Origin of the sequence: Saccharopolyspora kobensis (assembly GCF_900108315.1) — a bacterium.
GTDB lineage: Bacteria > Actinomycetota > Actinomycetes > Mycobacteriales > Pseudonocardiaceae > Saccharopolyspora > Saccharopolyspora kobensis.
In genome coordinates this window covers 213,209-229,684 of sequence record NZ_FNVB01000005.1, presented here as the reverse complement: position 1 = coordinate 229,684, position 16,476 = coordinate 213,209, and the positions used below count along the sequence as shown (strand labels likewise).

Here is a 16,476-nt window from a genome sequence, read left to right as displayed (position 1 = left end):
GTCCTATTGACCTCCCGATTTCCGGCACCTATCGTGCATGGATCTCTCGATCGATCGATCGGTTGAGGCATCTTGGAGGCAAGATGAACGATCAATCGCCATCCGTTGAGCAGGCCCGGTCGACCGGGGCGCGCGGTCTGCGACCAGCGCTGCGGGACCGGCAGATGAGCATGATCGCGATCGGCGGGGTGATCGGCGCCGGCCTGTTCGTCGGCAGCGGCGCGGTCATCAACAAGGCCGGTCCAGCGGCGCTCGTGGCGTACGCGATCGCCGGCCTGCTCGTCGTCCTGGTCATGCGGATGCTCGCCGAATTGTCCGTCGCCGCACCGAGAACGGGCTCCTTCGCCAGCTACGCCTCGCGGGAGCTGGGCAGCTGGGCCGGGTTGGCGATCGGCTGGCTCTACGCGTACTCGTGGAGCGTCACCGTGGGCGTGGAGGCCGTCATCGGCGGTGCGCTGCTGCACGGGATCCTGCCGGTGGTGCCGGACTGGGCCGCCGCGCTGGTGTTCATGCTGGTGCTGACCGGATCCAACCTGATCGCGGTGCGCGCCTTCGGCGAGGTGGAGTTCTGGTTCGCGCTGATCAAGGTGCTGGCGATCGTCGCGTTCATCGGGCTCGGCGTGCTGGCGATCTGCGGTCTGCTGCCCGGCGTGCCCGCGCCCGGTGGGGCGAACCTGTTCGAGAACGGCGGTTTCGCGCCCCACGGCTGGTACGCGGTGCTGCCCGCGCTGCTCGTGGTGTCCTTCGCCTTCAGCGGCGCCGAGGTCGTCACGATCGCCGCAGGCGAGGCGATGCGCCCGGCGGAGGCGGTGCGCCGAGCCGTCCGCACCACGATGGTGCGCATCCTGGTCTTCTACATCGGCTCGATCGCGGTGATCGCCACGCTGCTGCCCCACGACGCCGCCGGGATCACGGAGAGCCCGTACTCGGCGGTCCTCGACCGGCTGGGCATCCCGAACGCGGGCCTGATCATGGACCTGGTGGTCCTCGTCGCGGTGCTGTCCTGCCTGAACTCGGGCATCTACACCGCGTCCCGGATGCTGTACGCACTGGCGGGCAACGGCGAGGGCCCGCGGGTGCTGGCCCGTTCCAGCGCGGCCGGGGTACCGGTTCCGGCGGTGCTCGTGGTGGCGCTGGCCGGGTTGACTACCGTGGCGGCGAACTACTTCGTCAGCACCACGGCGATCTTCGACTTCCTGGTGGACTCCAGCGGTTCGGTGATCGTCCTGCTGTACCTGACGATCGCGGTCACCCAGCTGCACAGCCGGGCCCGGGCCGAGCGCGACGGCCAGCACCTGCCGGTGCGAATGTGGGGCTATCCCTACGTGTCCTGGGCGGTGGTCGTCGCGTTGGTGGCGTTCCTCGTGCTGATGGTCGTCGACCCCTCAACCCGCCACTCCCTGATCCTCACCCTCTCCGTCGCCGCAGTCGCCGTGACCGTCGGCCTGCTGCGGCAGAAGCGCGGGACTCCGCAGGCGGGCTGACCGGCCTCCGCGCGGTCATCGCCGGTCCAGGTTCCGCACGAGGTCGGTCAGCTGGGCGAGGTTCCGGCACTCGGCCATCTCGACGATCTCCCCGTAGGCGAGTGCGGCGGAGTCACCGGTTCCCCAGTTCGCGCGGGGTTCCGGGTTCAGCCACAGCGTTCGCCGGCACCGGTCGGTCAAGCCGGCCAGCACTTCCAGCGCCGGGTCGTGGTTGTTGTTGCGGGCGTCGCCGAGGACGAGCAGGACGCTGCGCGAGGTGAGCACGTCGACGTGGTCGGCGGCGAACTCCGCGAAGACCCGGCCGTGATCGGTGCCGGTGCCCGGGAACTGGAGGGTGGCGCGGCGGACTTCGGCCAGGGACTCGGCGGCGTCGCGGCCGCGGCGGAGGTGCTCGGTCACCTCGTGGACGTCGCGGACGAAGGCGAACACCCGGGTGCGGGAGAAGACCTCGTGCAGCGCGTGCACCAGCAGCAGGGCGAAGTGCGCGAAGTTCGCCACCGAGGAGGAGACGTCGCACAGGACGACGAGCTCCGGTTTGTGCGGGCGGCGCGGCCGGTAGCGGGGTGCGATCGGGACGCCGCCGGTGGCCAGCGCGGACCGCAGGGTGCGGCGGAAGTCCAGCGTCCCGCTGCGGGTGCCGTGGCGGCGCTCGCGGTGGATGCGGGTGGCGAGCTGCCGGGCCAGCGGGCGGATCGCCCGGCGGATCGCCGCCAGTTCGGCCTGCGAGGCGCCCAGGAACGGCACCTGGTCGAGCGCGGGCGCGGTCAGGTTGTCGGCGACGTAGTGCTCGCCCTTCTGCTCGGCGATGCGCCGGTGGGCCTCGGCGGTGACGAGTTGCTCGAACTGGCCGATGCGGCGGGTGAAGCGGGACCGGGTCGCGGCGCCGGTGGTGTTGCGGGGCCGCGACTGTCCCTCCGCGGTGCGGATCAGACCGGCCAGCAGCGTGGTCGGATCCAGTTGTTCCAGCGCGGCGCGCGGTGACCACGAACCGGGGTTCCCGCCCGCGCCGGGGGTGCTGCCGTAGCGGGCGAGGGCGCGGCGGGCGATCTGGACCAGTGCGGTGCTGTCGCCGTCGAACAGCGCTCGGGCGAGTTCGGTGCGCATGGCGTGGAGTTCGGGGGACGTGCCGTGGGCGCCGGTGACCTCCACTTCGAGGTCGACCACCGCGCCGTCGGTGTCGGCGGTGCGGCCGTCGCCGATGGCGGGCGGGAACCACAGGTCGAACAGGGCGTTGAAGACCGCGACGTCGTTGTGGCGCTTGACCAGCGTGGCCGCGTAGGCGGCCCGCACCGCCTCGCGGTCGAGGAGGTCGACGACGCCCAGGGCGCGGGCGGCGTCGATGCCCTCGGCGGTGGAGGCCGCGATGCCGTGCGCGCGCAGCGCGGCGAGGAAGTCGGTGTGCCGGTCCAGCAGACTCATCGTCCGCGCAGCTCCAGCGCGGCGACGGCGCGCTCGTGGTCGCCGGGGTGTTTCAGCACCACCCCGAGCGTCGCCTCCAGCGCCGGGTCGTTGAGGTCGTCGATGCCGAGGGCCAGCAGCGAGCGGGCCCAGTCGATGGTCTCGGCGATCGACGGCGCCTTGGTCAGCTCCAGGTTCCGCAGCGCTGCTGCGACCTCGGTGAGCTTGCCCGCCAGCTGCTCGCCCAGCGCGGGAACGTGGGTGAGCACGATGTCACGCTCCCGCTCCGGGGAGGGGTAGTCCATGTGCAGGTACAGGCAGCGCCGCTTGAGCGCTTCGGAGAGCTCGCGGGCGGCGTTGGAGGTGAGCACCACGAACGGCCGGTGCCGGGCTCGCACGGTGCCCAGCTCGGGCACGGTGATCTGGAAGTCCGACAGCACCTCCAGCAGCAGCGCCTCGAACTCCAGGTCCGCCTTGTCCACCTCGTCGATGAGCAGCACGGTCGGCCCCTCGCGGCGGATCGCCGCCAGCAGCGGGCGCTCCAGCAGGAACTCCGGGGTGAAGATGTCGGCGCGGGTGCGCTGCCAGTCCGCGTCGTGCCCGGCCTGGATCCGCAGCAGCTGGGTGGCGTAGTTCCACTCGTACAGGGCGCGGCTCTCGTCCAGGCCCTCGTAGCACTGCAACCGGATCAGCTCCGCGCCGGTGGCCGCGGCGACCGCCTGCGCCAGCCCGGTCTTGCCCACCCCGGCAGGTCCCTCGATCAGCAGTGGTTTGCCGAGCCTGCCGGCCAGGAACACCGTCGTGGCGGTGGCCGACCCGGCCAGGTAGTCCACTGCGGACAGTCGTGCGACGACGTCGTCGGAGGTGTCGAACACGGCCACTCCTTCTTCCCGTTGCCCGGACGGTAGCAACTCGATCCGCGCCCGGACCCGGGAACGGGGCGCTGCTCGCCGTGGTCACGGGATGTGGGGGACGATGCCAGGGCTCAACGGCCACCATCGGATGCACCGGTGCCCGATGAGTTCCTGAGCGGTTCGCGGTGCGGCCGCGAACTTACCGTGGAAGCGGCCGCCGGGACGGGTCGTTCAGCTCGATCGCGGCGGTGCAGTCGTGAGCCAACACCGGACGGGAGCGCCATGAGGATCGTCGTCATCAACCACATCACCCTGGACGGCGTCATGCAGGGGCCCGGCCGCTCGGACGAGGACGCCCGCGACGGGTTCGCCCTCGGTGGCTGGGCCGCTGAGCGGGGCGGGGACGATGCCGTGGCGCGGGCGTGGGGCCAGCGGCTGGCCGCCAGCAGCGGGTACCTCCTGGGCCGACGCACCTACCAGGACGTCCTGGCCCACTGGAACGATCAGGACAGCCCGTTCCGCGACGCCCTCGACAACGCCCCCAAGTACGTCGCGTCCAACAGCTGGCCGAGCCCCTGCCGTGGCCCAATTCCACGCTGCTCAGCGGCGACGTCCCCGCCACGGTCGCCGAGCTGAAGAAGGCGCCGGGCGAGGACCTGCACATCATGGGCAGCGGAGCCCTGATCCGATCGCTCGCGCCGTTCGGCCTGATCGACGAGTACCTGCTCTGCATCCACCCGCTCGTCCTGGGCACCGGCCACCGGCTGTTCCCGGACGGCTTCGCCCCGACCGCGTTCGACGTCGCCGACGTGACACCGACGACCACCGGCGTCATCATCGCCACCTACCGACCGACGCCGACCGAAGACGACGAACTCCACCTGGAGCCCTGATCGGGTTCGGGCCGGGGACGCGCCCGGCAAGGGTGATGTCCGGCTCTCCTCGCGGGGCCTCGATGCGGTCGGAGGCGTGGTCGCGGGTGTGACGGGTCAGGCGGGCGGTATCGCGGCCCAGGGGTCCACCGGGATCACCCGGGTGCTCTTGCCCCGGTCGTCGAGGATCCGGCCGTGGACCTTCGTCATCCGCAGGACCAGCTTCCGGTCCACGACCGCTGCGCTCGGGTGCTCCTCGGCCAGGCGGAGCAGCAGGTCGTCGAGGTGGTGCAGGGAGCGGAGACCGACGATCAGGCCCAGGTTCGCCGGGCTGATCACCGCTGCGCAGTGGCGGGTCTCCGGCCAGGCCCCGACCGCTCGGCCGACCTGGTGGACCTCGGTGTCCGGGACGGTCAGCCAGAGCAGGGCCATGGCGTGCCAGCCCGCCAGCGGCCGGGCCACGTCGCAGCGGAACACGATGTCGCCGTGCCGGCGGAGGCGGTCCAGGCGGCGCTTGACGGCTTGCGGTGAGGAGTTCAGCTCCGCGGCCAGGTCGGTGTAGCTGCGGCGACCGTCGTGGCCGAGGGCCAGGAACAGGGCCCTGTCCTCGGCGCCGAACGGCCGGAACTCCCGCGGTGGCGGGCCGATCTGCTCGCGGACCTGGTCGGCCTGGCTGCGGTTCATCACGCCCAGGCGCCAGATGACGCCGCCGAAGGTGCCGCCGAAGACGTGGCTGCGGACCTCGGTGACCTGCGGCGGCATCGGCAGCGTCCGCAGCAGCACGTCGGAGATCGCCGTCCAGGACGGCGCCATGATCAGCGCGAAGACCTGGTACTCGCCGGTGGTGATGCCGACGGTGATCACGTGCGGCAGCTCCGCCAGCTGGGCGGCGACCTGCGGCGCGGTGCCCGGCGCGCAGGCGAATTCGACGGTCGCGCCCCGCGAGGCGCTGTTGCCCAGCGCCACCGTCGTCCAAGCCGCTCCGGCGGCGGTGAGGCGTTGCCAGCGGCGGGCGAGGGTGATCGGGGCGAGCTCCAGGACTTCGGCCAGCGCGGTCCAGCTCGCCCGCGGGTTGATCTGCAGCGCGTCGACCAGCGCGAGGTCCACTTCGTCCAGCACGGTGCCCTCCGGTGTCGTTATCCGACATCCAAGCCGCCCGGAACGGGGAAATCCATCGTTCCGGGCGGCTTGTGGTGAGGTTTCTCCGACGCTGCTTCGCATGTGCGAGCCACAACACTTCGACCTGGTGCTGGCCGGGGCCCGGGTGATCGACCCGGAGACCGGGCTCGACGGGGTGCGCAACGTCGGCATCGACGGTCGGCGCATCGGTGCGGTCACCACCGACCGGCTGACCGGGAACACCGTCGTCGACGTCTCCGGCCGCGTGCTCGCGCCGGGCTTCATCGATCTGCACAGCCACGCGCAGACGGTGACCGGGCTCCGGTTGCAGGCCATGGACGGCGTCACCACCGCGCTGGAGCTGGAAGCGGGCGCGCTGCCGGTGCGCACCGCCTACGACGAAGCCGCCGCTGCGGGACGGCCCATCAACTTCGGCTTCTCGGCCGGTTGGGCGCTGGCGCGGATGCACCTGCTCGACGGCGCCGTACCGGGGGCGTCGTTCGACGTGTTCGCGAAGTACCAAGGTGCGCCGAACTGGCGCCGCCCGGTCGGCGCGCGGGACCTGGCACGAGTGCTGGACCTGCTGGAAGAGCAGGTGCGCGGCGGTGCGCTGGGCATCGGGATGCTGGTCGGGTACGCACCGGACTCCGGGCGGGACGAGTACTTCGCGGTCGCGTCGCTGGCCGCCCGGCTCGGCGTGCCGACCTTCACGCACACCCGGTTCATCTCCACCGAGGAACCGGGAACCTCGCTGGAGGGTGCGCTGGAGGTGATCGCGGCAGCCGCCGGGACCGGCGCGCACATGCACATGTGCCACATCAACAGCACGTCGAACCGGATGATCGACGACGTCGCGGGCGCGGTGGAGCGGGCCCGGGGCTACGGCGTGCAGGTCACCACGGAGGCCTACCCGTACGGTTCGGCGTCGACCGTGATCGGTGCGGCGTTCCTGGCGCCGGAGAAGCTGCACCGGCTCGGGATGCAGCCGCGGAACATCCTGCGCGTCGCGACCGGGGAGCGGATCGCCGACGCCGCGCGGCTCGCCGAGCTGCGCGAGCAGGACCCCGGCGCGCTGATCCTCTTCGACTGGCTGGACGAATCCGACCCGGCGGATCTCTCGACGCTGCAGCGGTCCCTGCTGTTCACCGACACGGCGATCGCTTCGGACGCGGTGCCGCTGGTCGGCCAGGACGGCGACACCTGGCCGGTCGCCGACGGCGTGCACACCCACCCGCGCAGCGTCGGCTGCTACGCCCGCACGTTCGGCTGGCTGGTCCGGGAGCTCGGAGTGCTGTCGCTGGCGGAGGCGGTGCGGCGGTGCACGCTGCTCCCGGCGCGAATCTTGGAACCGGCGGCACCCGCGATGCGCCGCAAGGGCCGGATTCAGGTCGGTGCCGACGCCGACGTCGTGGTCTTCGACCCCGGCACCATCGCCAGCCCCGCCACCGGAACGCGGGTGCTGACCTCCACCGGCGTCGACCACGTGCTGGTGGGCGGGACCTTCGTGGTCCGCGATGCGCAGATCCAACTCGACCGGCTGCCGGGTGAACCGGTCTTCGGCCGGCACCGCGACTGATGGAGCAGACATGACCCAGACCGCTGCGGCAGCCGATGCCCTCTACCGGCGGGTGAGCTGGCGGATCCTGCCGCTGCTCATCCTCTGCTACACGTTCGCCTACCTGGACCGGGTGAACATCGGGTTCGCCAAGCTGCACATGCAGGCCGATGTCGGGATCAGCGAGGCCGTCTACGGGCTGGCCGCCGGGATCTTCTTCCTCGGCTACGTGATCTTCGAGGTGCCCAGCAACCTGCTGCTGGCCAAGATCGGCACCCGCAAGACCATCTTCCGCATCATGGTGCTCTGGGGCCTCACCTCGGCCGCGATGATGTTCGTCAGCGACGCGATGACCTTCTACGTGCTGCGCTTCCTGCTCGGCGTGTTCGAGGCGGGTTTCGCGCCCGGCATCATCTTCTACCTCACCTACTGGTTCCCGCCGGCGCGGATGGCGGCGGCGATGGGGTTGCTGATGCTGCCCGGGCCGATCGGTTCGATGCTCGGCGGGCCGGTGTCGTCCTGGCTGATCACCAACTTCGAGGGCGTCGCCGGGCTGCACGGCTGGCAGTGGATGTTCCTGCTGGAGGGGCTGCCGTGCGTGGCGCTGGGGCTCGTCGTCTGGAAGACGTTGGCGGACACGCCGGAACAGGCGAAGTGGCTCAGCGCGGATGAGCGGGAACTGCTGCGGCGGGATCTCGCGGTGGACGGGCACGAGGGGCAGCACAGCTTCCGGCAGGTGCTGCGGGATCCGCGCGTGTACCTGCTGGCGGTCGGCTACTTCTGCCTGATCAGCGGCCTGTACGCGGTGAGCTTCTGGCTGCCGACGATCCTGCGGGAGAACGGTCTCACCGACACCGTGACGATCGGCCTGTACTCGGCGCTGCCGTACGCGTTCGCCATCGTGCTGATGATCGTGCTGGGCCGGCGGTCGGACCGCACCGGTGAGCGGCGCCTGCACAGTTCGGTGACCGCGCTGATCAGTGCCGCGGCGCTGGCGGTCGCGGCGTTCACGGCGAGCGACTTCGCCGTGTCGCTCATCGCGATCGTCGTCGCGACGGCGTGCATGTGGGGCTCCTACACGGTGTTCTGGTCGATGCCGTCGGCATACCTGAAGGGCACCGCCGCGGCGGGCGGCATCGCGCTGATCAACAGCATCGGCCTGCTCGGCGGGTTCGTGAGCCCGACGCTCATCGGTTTCGTCAAGGACGCCACGGGCAGCACGGTGATCGGGCTGCTGTCCATGGTCGTCCTGCTGCTGGTCGGCAGCATCGCCATCTACGCCAACCGGTTGCCCACGAGATGAGCCGTCCTAGGCCGCGGCGCGGAGCGCTTCGGTGCGCAGCTCTCGTTGCCTGATGAGGAGTTGCGCTGCCAGGACGACGAGTTGGCTGAACGGGGAGGGGAAGCCGAGGACGAGGCCGGTCGCGATGTCGATCAGCACGGCCGCCACCGCTGCGGCGAGCATGCCGTTGGTGGCGGTCGGAGGTTTCCGGGTCGTCGCCCACGGGGTCCGGCGCCAGGGCTTGGCGATCGAGAGCCACGCCTGGAAGGCGATCGCCGAGGCCATCAGGGCCGTGCCGACCAGCAGCGCGAGCGTCGGGGCGGGGCGGCCGGTCGCGGCTTCGGCGACCGAGCCCTGCAACGCGCCGGAGAGGAGGAAGATCCCCGCGAAGAGCTGGACGATGGTGATCGCGAACTTGGCCAGCACCCACCAGCTGCGGAAGAAGCCCCAGGCGGTGGACGCGGCGAGCATGAAACCGGTGAACGCCGAAGCGTTCGCGAACGGGCCGAGCAGACTCACGTCCACCACGTGCGCCATCGACGTCGCGGCCACCCGGACCGACGGATCGCTGCTGGTGAAGCTCGTCGTCAGCATGGCGAAGAGCACCAGCGCCTGGGCCATCCAGCCGACCGATGTGATCACGTGCAGCCAGACGACAGCCTGCCGCCAGCGCTGAGAACCCGTCCTCGCCATGTCCAGAAGGTTCCGGCACGCGCGGGCGGGGCGGATCCAGCGAACCCCGGAGAAAACCCCGAAACGATCCCGGGTTCGAGCGGGCGGGGGTGCGGCTGCTCAGAAGTTGCCGCCGCCCGCGTTGATGATCTGGCCGGTGATCCAGCGGGCGTCGTCGGAGACCAGGAAGGCGGTGAGATCGGCGATGTCGGCCGGTTCGCCGATTCGGCCCAGCGGGGTTTCGGCGGCCACCCGCTGCAACACCTCCTCGGGTTGCAGTTCCAGCAGTGCGTCGGTTCGGGTGGCGCCGGGGCGCACGCTGTTCACCGTGATGCCGCGCGGCCCGAGCTCCCTCGCGAGGACTCGGACGAGCTGGTCGACAGCCGCCTTCGCCGCGCCGTACAGGCCCGTGCCGGGGCGGTGGTTCGCGGTGACACCGCTGGAGATCGCCACGATGCGGCCGCCGTCGCGGAGGCGGTTGGCCGCCTCGCGGAGGGCGGTGAAGGCGGCCCGGGTGTTGGTGCCGAACAGCAGGTCGTAGTCCGCGTCGGTCGATTCGGCGATCGGCGCGAAGCGGGCCGTTCCGACGTTGCTGACCAGCACGTCGAGGCCGCCGAACCGCTGCTCCGCGAAGTCGAACAGGGCGCGCAGCTGCGCGGGGTCGGTGACGTCGGCCTGCGCTGCGACGGCTCGGCCGCCGCCCGCTTCGATCCCGGCGACGAGCTCTTCGGCGGCCGTCCGGTCCGATCGGTAGTTGACCACCACGCTCAGCCCGTCCGCGCCGAGACGCTCGGCGATGGCGCGGCCGATGCCGCGCGAGCTCCCGGTGACCAGGGCTGATCGGTGCACTGCGGACTCCAATGGTTGATCTGCTCGTCAGTCGAGATCATCAACTGAATTTGTCGATGATGTCAACCATCGGGGTAATCTGCAGGGGTGGACGACTTCCCGAGCGCGCTGATGGCCCTGCACCGGGAGCTGCGCGGGATCTACGCCGCCACCGCCCGCCGGTTCGGGCTCACCGCCCAGCAGGTCGAGCTGCTGTGCCTGCTCGGGGATCGCGCACCGTCCTTGGGTGAGCTCGCGGCGATGCTCGGCTGCGACAAGACCAACGTGACCGGCATGGTCGACCGCCTCGAACGCCGCGAGCTGCTGTCCCGGGCGGCCGACCGCAACGACCGCCGGGTCGCCCGCCTCTCGCTCACCGCGGAAGGTGCGGCTCTGGGCGGGCAGATCCGCGCGGCGTTCTCCGAAGCGGTCGCCGAGCGGTGGGGTTCGCTGGACGCTGCCGACGTCGGCGCCATCGCGCGGCTCGCGTCGAGGAGCTGAGACGTCACCGCTTCCAGAGCAGGACTACCGCCGCCAGACCGGCTAGGGCGGGAAGCGCTCCGAGCGCGCTGTGGAGCGGTGGGATGACGTTGGTGTACGCGCCGCCGGAGAGCGACAGGTTGAGCAGCGCGACGGAAGCTCCCAGGGAGAACATGATCGTGCTGACCACGCGCACCCAGCGTGCGTGCTTCCGGGCGCCGACGATCGACCACAGCCAGCCCGCGATGCCGAGCGCGCCGATCACCGCCAGGTAGCCGGCTATCGCGTTGCGGTCGGTCGCGACCAGGTCGTCGGGCCAGTTCGGGTACGCGCTGCGCACGTGGGCGCCGAGGCCGTCCACGGTGGCCACGTCGATCAGCGGCGCCAGTGCGGCGAGCACCGTGAGCGCCAGTCCGATGTACATGGCGCGGACGGCTTTTCCGGTTTCGGGCAGTGCTGTGGCGGCCATCGGCTCTTCTCCATGATTCTTACGGTGTAAGTTTCCTGCGGCTACCGTAGACTTACGACGTAAGAAAAGCAATCGGGCGGAGGAGCGGTCATGTCCACCAGTCGCACCCGCGGTCAGCGCGCCGGGCTCACCCGGCAGGACGTGCTCGCAGCGGCGCTGGCGCTCGTCGACGCCGAGGGCTTGAAGGTGCTGTCGATGCGCAGGCTGGGCGCCGAGCTCGGCGTCGAGGCGATGACCCTCTACCACTACGTGGCCAACAAGGACGCCCTGCTGGACGGGCTGGTCGAGCAGCTGCTCGCCGAAGCCGCCGAGCCGCAGGCCGGCAGCGGCTCGTGGCAGGCGGACCTGCGCGACTACGCCCACGCGCTGCGGGACGCGCTGCTGGCGCACCCGAACGCCATCCCGCTGGTGGTGTCCAGACCCGCGGTGACCTCGCGCAACCTGGAGATAGTGGAAGGCGTGCTGGGAGTGCTGCACGACGCCGGATTCCCGCTGGAGGTCGGGCTGGACGTGCTGTTCTCGCTGGCGGGCTTCGTCGTCGGGCAGGTGGTGACCGAGACCGACAACCGGGTGGAACCGTCCGAACAGGTCCGCCACCTGTCCGATGTGGACCCGGAGCGGTTCCCGCTGCTGTCCGAAGCGGCGGCCCGCGCCGGCGACCGGGCCGGCGCCCGGTCGCGCTTCGACTTCGCGCTCGACGCGATGATCGCCGGCTTCGCCTCCGGCGTCACCGGGTGAGGGTGCCGATCCAGAGGTGGTCGCGGGCCCTGGTCCGGGCCACCAGGCGGTGGCGGTTCGCCGCTTCGACCTCGTCCCGGTGTTCGTGCGACCGGGCGCGTTCGTCGGGGAGGAAGACCGCCCGGAACTCCGTCCCCTTGGCGCGGTGCACCGTGCCGATGTGGATCGGGCCGGAGGTGCGGCCGTTCCAGCGGTCCAGGGCGCGGACGGTGAAACCCGCTTCGCGGAGCACCTTTTCCCAGTGCTGGGCCGCCCCGTTGGTGCGGGTGAGGATCGCGGTGTCGGTGTCCTCGTCGAGTTCGCGCAGCGCGGCGATCAGCGCCTCCTCCTGATCCTCGCCCTGCCAGTGCACCACGTTCCCGCCGCGCAGGACCGGTAACGCCGAGCGCAGCGCCACCGTCGGGCCGCCGTCGAGGTCGTCGAAGCGGTTGATCGCGTCGAGCTCGCCCGCCTGCTGGAGGATCGCCGCCCGGTTCCGGTAGTTGCGGCGCAGGATCTCGCCCCTGCCCTGCAACGAGATCCCGGCCTCGGACAGCCGCCAGCCGCCCGGGTACACCTGCTGCTGGCCGTCGCCGACGAGCAGCAGCTGGTCGGGGCCGTCACCGCTGATCGCGTGCACCAGGCGCAGGCCGATCAGCGTCAGGTCCTGGACCTCGTCGACGACCACCGCCGCGTACTGGCGGGGCAGCGGCCTGCGGTCCAGCTCGGACAGCGCGCGCATCAGCACGTCGTTGTGGTCGAAGGCGCCGCGTGCGGACAGCTCCCGCTCGTACTCGCAGTAGAACTGCCAGACGCGGGCGCGGAGTTCGGCGGGCAGCGGGCGGCCGCGGCCCTTGCGCGGCACGTGCTGGTAGGTCTCCAGCGCGCTGATCCCGCGCCCCTTGATCACCCGGTTGATCTCGTCCTTCCAGTAGCTGCGGGAATTGCGGAATCCGCGCAGCGGGTCGGTCAGCTCCGCGCGCTGCCAGACCGCTTCGAAGGCCTGCTCGACCTGCTGCTCGTCCACGTCGGCGGCACGTCCGCGCTGGTCCAGGAAGTCCCGGGCCCAGGCGTGCAGGTGGGTGAACTCGATGCGCTGGACCAGGTGCGGGGCCAGCGAGCGGAACTGCTCGGCGGCGATCTGCGGCAGCGTGCGCAGATGCGTGGTGAACAGCAGCTTCCCGGTGGTGCGGCGGGCGAGGTAGGCCAGCCGGTGCAGGGCCAGCACCGACTTCCCGGTGCCCGCCGGACCGGTGATGCGCGCCGGACCGGAGTAGCGGCGGCGCACCGCGCCGAGCTGCGTGTCGTCCAGGAAGATCCGCCAGTCGCGGAACGGCCGCTCCAGCGCGCGGTCCACCCGCTCGCGGCGCAGGTCGGGCACCTCGAACAGGGCGGATCCCGTGGCCCGGCCCGGTGTTCGCTGCTGCGGAATGCGTCGCGGGTGCCACATGATCGGGGTCAGGTCGAAAGTCCTGCAGTCCAGGTGGCGGGCGATGCTCAGCGCTTCGGCCGGTTCCAGCAGCCGTTCGCCGTGCCGCAGGACGCGGTCCAGCTCCGCTTCGGTGATGGCCAGGTGCTCACCGCTGTGGCCCTTGCGGCCGCGGTGGTCGGCCGGGTGCACCACCACCGCGCGGGCCACCGCCTCGGTCACCGCGCCGGCTTCGGTCGACGCTCCGGCCAGCAGCTCCGCGGTCCAGACGAAGGCAGCCCGGGCGTCCTCCCACTCCGGTTCGGCGTCGCGGAGCAGGACCACCAGCACGCCTTGCGGCCCCACCAGCACCGCGTCCGGCCGGTTGGCCGGGGTGTGCGGGGCGAACTGGTTGAGCAGCGGGTACCAGCCGCTGCCGTGCTCCACGGCGAACCGCTGCAGGACCCGGTGCTGCCAGGTCGGCAGCAGGCGGTCGCGCAGCTCCGCTTCGGCTTCGCGGCGCAGTCTTTCCTGGCGGTGGTGGAAAGTCCCGGTCACGGCGCCTCCTGTCTCCGCTGGGAAGCCGGCAGCCGAGCGCCGACCACGCGCGGTATCGACAGTAATGCGTCGGGTGTCGCTTTCGAGCGTGCTCGTGGTGCATCACCTGTATGTCGCAGGCGCTGGTCAAGCGGGTCGTTCCCGGGAGAGGCCGTGGGCGCGGGCTGGATTCGGCGCTGGTGCGCGGCGGGTTCGCGAAGATCGGGTGTTGACTACCCCTAGGGGGTATCTGTACGTTCACGATATACCCCGAGGGGGTATATCGGCAATCGGGCTGAGGGAGTGGTGGAGATGTGTGGCAGCGGTCGTGGATGTGACCACTCGGCGGAGGCGGACGAGCACGGCGTGGTCCGGTCGGTTCTCCAGGCCGCGCAGGAGCGTGCGGCCGGGACCGCCGCACCGACGCGGGACTGGCACCTGCGCGGCGAGTGGTTCGACGTGTGCAGCTGCGGACTTCCGTGCCCCTGCACCTTCGCGCAGGCGCCCACCCACGGCTCCTGCCTGTTCACCTTGGCCTGGCAGGTGCACGAGGGGCACTACGGCGACACGCGGTTGTCCGGCCTCGGGGTGGTGGCCGTCGGCGAGTTCACCGGGAACATGTGGGTCGGAGACCCCGACGCCATGATGAAGCTGATGTTCTACATCGACGCGAAGGCGGACGCCGACCAGCGGCACGCGCTCGAGCGGATCTTCACGGGCGAGGAGGGCGGCTGGCCGGGGCAGTTCGGTTCCCTCATCGCCGAGCTGCGCGGGATCGAGTACGCGCCCATCCGGTTCGACGCGGCAGCCGACCTGGCGTACTGGGAGGCCGAGATCCCCGGCAAGGTGAAGGTCGGCGCGCGGGCGCTCACCGGGCCGACGGCGGATCCGAACCGGCGGGTGCAGCTGATCAACGCGCCGGGAGCGGAGGTGGGCCCGGGGCAGATCGCGACCTGGGGCGTGGTCAGCGACGACCGCGCGACCGGTTTCGACTTCTCGCAGCCCTACCGGGGCGGGTCCAGCAAGCACTTCCCGTTCGACTGGCGTCCGGAGTGATGCGCTGGGGCGCCGGCCGGAGCTGAGCGCTCGGCCGGCGCCCCGGTCACCGCGGTGGATCCCGCGTCAGCCCGGGCTCACCGGGCGCGGAGCTCCTCGGTGACCAAGAGATCCAATGTGGACAGCGGCAGGGCGCCGTGGCGCAGGATCGCCTGGTGGAAGGCGCGGATGTCGAAGTCCTTGCCGAGGCGCTGCTCGGCGATGCGCCGCACCCGCTCGATCTCCAGCTTGCCCACCAGGTACGACAGCGCCTGCGCCGGGAAGGAGATGTAGCGGTCGGTCTCGGAATCGACCTCCAGGCGCGGCAGGATGGTGTTCTCCAGCAGGTAGTCCACCGCGCGCTGCCGGCTCCAGCCGAACTCGTGCAGCCCGGTGTCGACCACCAGCCGCGCGGCGCGCAGCAGGTCCTGCGCGACCATGCCCATCCGGGCCACGTCGTCGGAGTACAGGCCCATCTCGTCGGCCAGCCGCTCGGTGTAGAGGCCCCAGCCCTCGGCGTAAGCGGTGATCGCGATCAGCCGCCGCAGCATCGGGAGCTCGGTGCGCAGCTGCGCCAGGCTCAGCTGCATGTGGTGACCGGGCACGACCTCGTGGAAGGCGATCACCTCGGAGTTGAAGCGCTGCCGCTGCTCGGCGCGATCGGTGTTGGCGAAGTAGACGCCCGGTCGCGAGCCGTCCAGTGCCGGGGCGTTGTAGAGCCCGATCGGTGTGCTGTCCGTGGCGGTGCCGGGCATCGGGCGCACCTCGCACGGCTGGTCCGGCAGCGTCTCGAACCACTGCGGCGCAGCCGCTTCCGCGCGGGTGACCGCTTCGCGCGCGGACGTGAGCAGCTCCTCGCCGTCCCGCCAGCGCAGCGCGGGGTCGGTGCGCAGCCGGTGCAGCACCGCATCGGGATCCTGCTCGCCCCAGGTCCGCGCGCCCAGCTCGGCGAGTTCCGAGCGCAGCGCCGCGATCCGCGCCAGACCGATGTCGTGCAGCTGCTGCGGAGTGCGGTCGGTGCTGGTGTGCGCGCGCACCAGCCGCTGGTAGATCTCGTGGCCGCCGGGGAGCCAGCACAGCCCGGGTTGCTGCACCGGGCGCGCGTGCGGGGCGATCTCGGTGGCGAGCACCTCCCGGTACTCGCGCAGCGCCGGGTGCACCGACTCGGTCAGCACGCGCTTGCGCTCCTGCTCCAGCGCCGGGTCGTGCAGCTCCGGGGCCAGCAGCGGATCGCTGTCCTGCGCGGCCAGGTGGTCGTCGAGGTGGCGGATCGCGTCGTCGACCAGCACCCGGACCGGCACCCGGCCGGTCGCGACGCCCTCCCGGTGCCGTTGCGCGGCGGCCGCCGCGAACTCCGGGATGCGGCGCAGGCGCTCCACGAAGTCCGCGCCCTGCCGGGCATCGGCGGGCGTGACCTGTCCGAGGTGGAACAGCAGCCCGGCGACGGGTGCGAACAACGACCCGACCACGGTGTACTCGGGGGAGCGGGCGTCGAGCTGGGCGATCAGGGCCTGCGCGTGCTGGATCACCACCGCGACGGTCAGCCGCTCCTCCAGGTCGGCGTGCGCGGTGTCCACCGCCATCGCTCGCACCCGGATGTCGTCGGCCCGCTCCCGGAACGCCTGCTCGCCCGCCGCGGAGATGTCGGGCAGCTCGTCGTCGCGGTCGTGGATGCCGTACAGCGTGGCGCTGACCGGGTCCGACTCGAACATGACGGTCAGCAGTTCGTCGGAGAGTTCTGTGGGAGTGCTCACACCGATCCATCC

At 71.4% G+C, this 16,476-nt stretch carries 16 protein-coding genes; 8 read left to right on the top strand and 8 right to left on the bottom strand.

The annotated features are described in order from the left end of the window. Positions 1–83 precede the first annotated feature (83 nt). On the top strand, positions 84–1,484 hold the full coding sequence (locus C4T78_RS17930; protein ID WP_093349078.1) for an amino acid permease: 1,401 nt from the start codon (positions 84–86) through the stop codon (positions 1,482–1,484). A 15-nt stretch (positions 1,485–1,499) separates the two neighbouring features. On the opposite strand, the gene C4T78_RS17925 is transcribed toward C4T78_RS17930, so the two are convergent. Both C4T78_RS17925 and C4T78_RS17920 read right to left on the bottom strand, forming a co-directional pair. After that, positions 1,500–2,903, bottom strand: a complete 1,404-nt coding sequence (locus tag C4T78_RS17925) for a vWA domain-containing protein (RefSeq protein ID WP_093349075.1) — start codon at positions 2,901–2,903, stop codon at positions 1,500–1,502. Continuing rightward, positions 2,900–3,757: an AAA family ATPase gene (locus C4T78_RS17920; RefSeq protein ID WP_218161525.1), complete on the bottom strand. Its 858-nt coding sequence runs from the start codon at positions 3,755–3,757 to the stop codon at positions 2,900–2,902. The genes C4T78_RS17925 and C4T78_RS17920 overlap by 4 nt, the downstream gene beginning before the upstream one ends. 261 nt (positions 3,758–4,018) lie before the next feature. Between C4T78_RS17920 and C4T78_RS37045 the strand changes: the two genes are divergently transcribed. Together C4T78_RS37045 and C4T78_RS37040 are read left to right on the top strand one after the other, a co-directional pair. Next, entirely contained in the window at positions 4,019–4,372 is a 354-nt protein-coding gene (locus C4T78_RS37045) for a dihydrofolate reductase family protein (RefSeq protein ID WP_235863393.1), read from the top strand. Then, entirely contained in the window at positions 4,300–4,629 is a 330-nt protein-coding gene (locus tag C4T78_RS37040; protein ID WP_235863359.1) for a dihydrofolate reductase family protein, read from the top strand. Before C4T78_RS37045 ends, C4T78_RS37040 begins: the two co-directional genes overlap by 73 nt. 96 nt (positions 4,630–4,725) lie before the next feature. Here the strand turns inward: C4T78_RS37040 and C4T78_RS17910 are convergent, their stop codons facing one another. Beyond that, the gene (locus C4T78_RS17910; RefSeq protein WP_093349070.1) at positions 4,726–5,727 is read right to left on the bottom strand and encodes an Lrp/AsnC family transcriptional regulator; all 1,002 of its coding nucleotides are present in this window, start codon (positions 5,725–5,727) and stop codon (positions 4,726–4,728) included. A 100-nt stretch (positions 5,728–5,827) separates the two neighbouring features. On the opposite strand from C4T78_RS17910, the gene C4T78_RS17905 reads away from it, so the two are divergent. Together C4T78_RS17905 and C4T78_RS17900 are read left to right on the top strand one after the other, a co-directional pair. After that, entirely contained in the window at positions 5,828–7,303 is a 1,476-nt protein-coding gene (locus C4T78_RS17905; protein ID WP_093349068.1) for an amidohydrolase family protein, read from the top strand. Positions 7,304–7,313: 10 nt separating this feature from the next. After that, positions 7,314–8,585, top strand: coding sequence for an MFS transporter (locus C4T78_RS17900; protein WP_093349065.1), 1,272 nt, complete (start codon positions 7,314–7,316; stop codon positions 8,583–8,585). Positions 8,586–8,591: 6 nt separating this feature from the next. Here the strand turns inward: C4T78_RS17900 and C4T78_RS17895 are convergent, their stop codons facing one another. Both C4T78_RS17895 and C4T78_RS17890 read right to left on the bottom strand, forming a co-directional pair. After that, complete coding sequence (locus C4T78_RS17895; protein ID WP_093349063.1) at positions 8,592–9,257, bottom strand: hypothetical protein; 666 nt, start codon at positions 9,255–9,257, stop codon at positions 8,592–8,594. A 99-nt stretch (positions 9,258–9,356) separates the two neighbouring features. Further along, positions 9,357–10,085, bottom strand: a complete 729-nt coding sequence (locus C4T78_RS17890) for an SDR family oxidoreductase (RefSeq protein WP_235863248.1) — start codon at positions 10,083–10,085, stop codon at positions 9,357–9,359. Between the two features lie 87 nt (positions 10,086–10,172). Between C4T78_RS17890 and C4T78_RS17885 the strand changes: the two genes are divergently transcribed. After that, on the top strand, positions 10,173–10,565 hold the full coding sequence (locus C4T78_RS17885; RefSeq protein ID WP_093349057.1) for a MarR family winged helix-turn-helix transcriptional regulator: 393 nt from the start codon (positions 10,173–10,175) through the stop codon (positions 10,563–10,565). 4 nt (positions 10,566–10,569) lie between these two features. Here C4T78_RS17885 and C4T78_RS17880 read toward each other — a convergent pair whose 3' ends face one another. Beyond that, the gene (locus C4T78_RS17880; protein WP_093349055.1) at positions 10,570–11,013 is read right to left on the bottom strand and encodes a hypothetical protein; all 444 of its coding nucleotides are present in this window, start codon (positions 11,011–11,013) and stop codon (positions 10,570–10,572) included. Positions 11,014–11,103: 90 nt separating this feature from the next. Here C4T78_RS17880 and C4T78_RS17875 point away from each other — a divergent pair, with 90 nt between their 5' ends. Next, on the top strand, positions 11,104–11,751 hold the full coding sequence (locus tag C4T78_RS17875; RefSeq protein ID WP_093349052.1) for a TetR/AcrR family transcriptional regulator C-terminal domain-containing protein: 648 nt from the start codon (positions 11,104–11,106) through the stop codon (positions 11,749–11,751). On the opposite strand, the gene C4T78_RS17870 is transcribed toward C4T78_RS17875, so the two are convergent. Next, entirely contained in the window at positions 11,741–13,696 is a 1,956-nt protein-coding gene (locus tag C4T78_RS17870; protein ID WP_093349050.1) for a UvrD-helicase domain-containing protein, read from the bottom strand. The two genes, C4T78_RS17875 and C4T78_RS17870, sit on opposite strands and share 11 nt — an antisense overlap. A 345-nt stretch (positions 13,697–14,041) precedes the next feature. Here C4T78_RS17870 and C4T78_RS17865 point away from each other — a divergent pair, with 345 nt between their 5' ends. After that, positions 14,042–14,731 carry a DUF1326 domain-containing protein gene (locus C4T78_RS17865; RefSeq protein ID WP_235863247.1) on the top strand — a complete coding sequence of 230 codons (690 nt, stop codon included), beginning with the start codon at positions 14,042–14,044 and terminating at the stop codon, positions 14,729–14,731. Between the two features lie 77 nt (positions 14,732–14,808). Here C4T78_RS17865 and C4T78_RS17860 read toward each other — a convergent pair whose 3' ends face one another. After that, on the bottom strand, positions 14,809–16,464 hold the full coding sequence (locus C4T78_RS17860) for a DUF885 domain-containing protein (protein ID WP_235863245.1): 1,656 nt from the start codon (positions 16,462–16,464) through the stop codon (positions 14,809–14,811). Between the last annotated feature and the right edge of the window lie 12 nt (positions 16,465–16,476).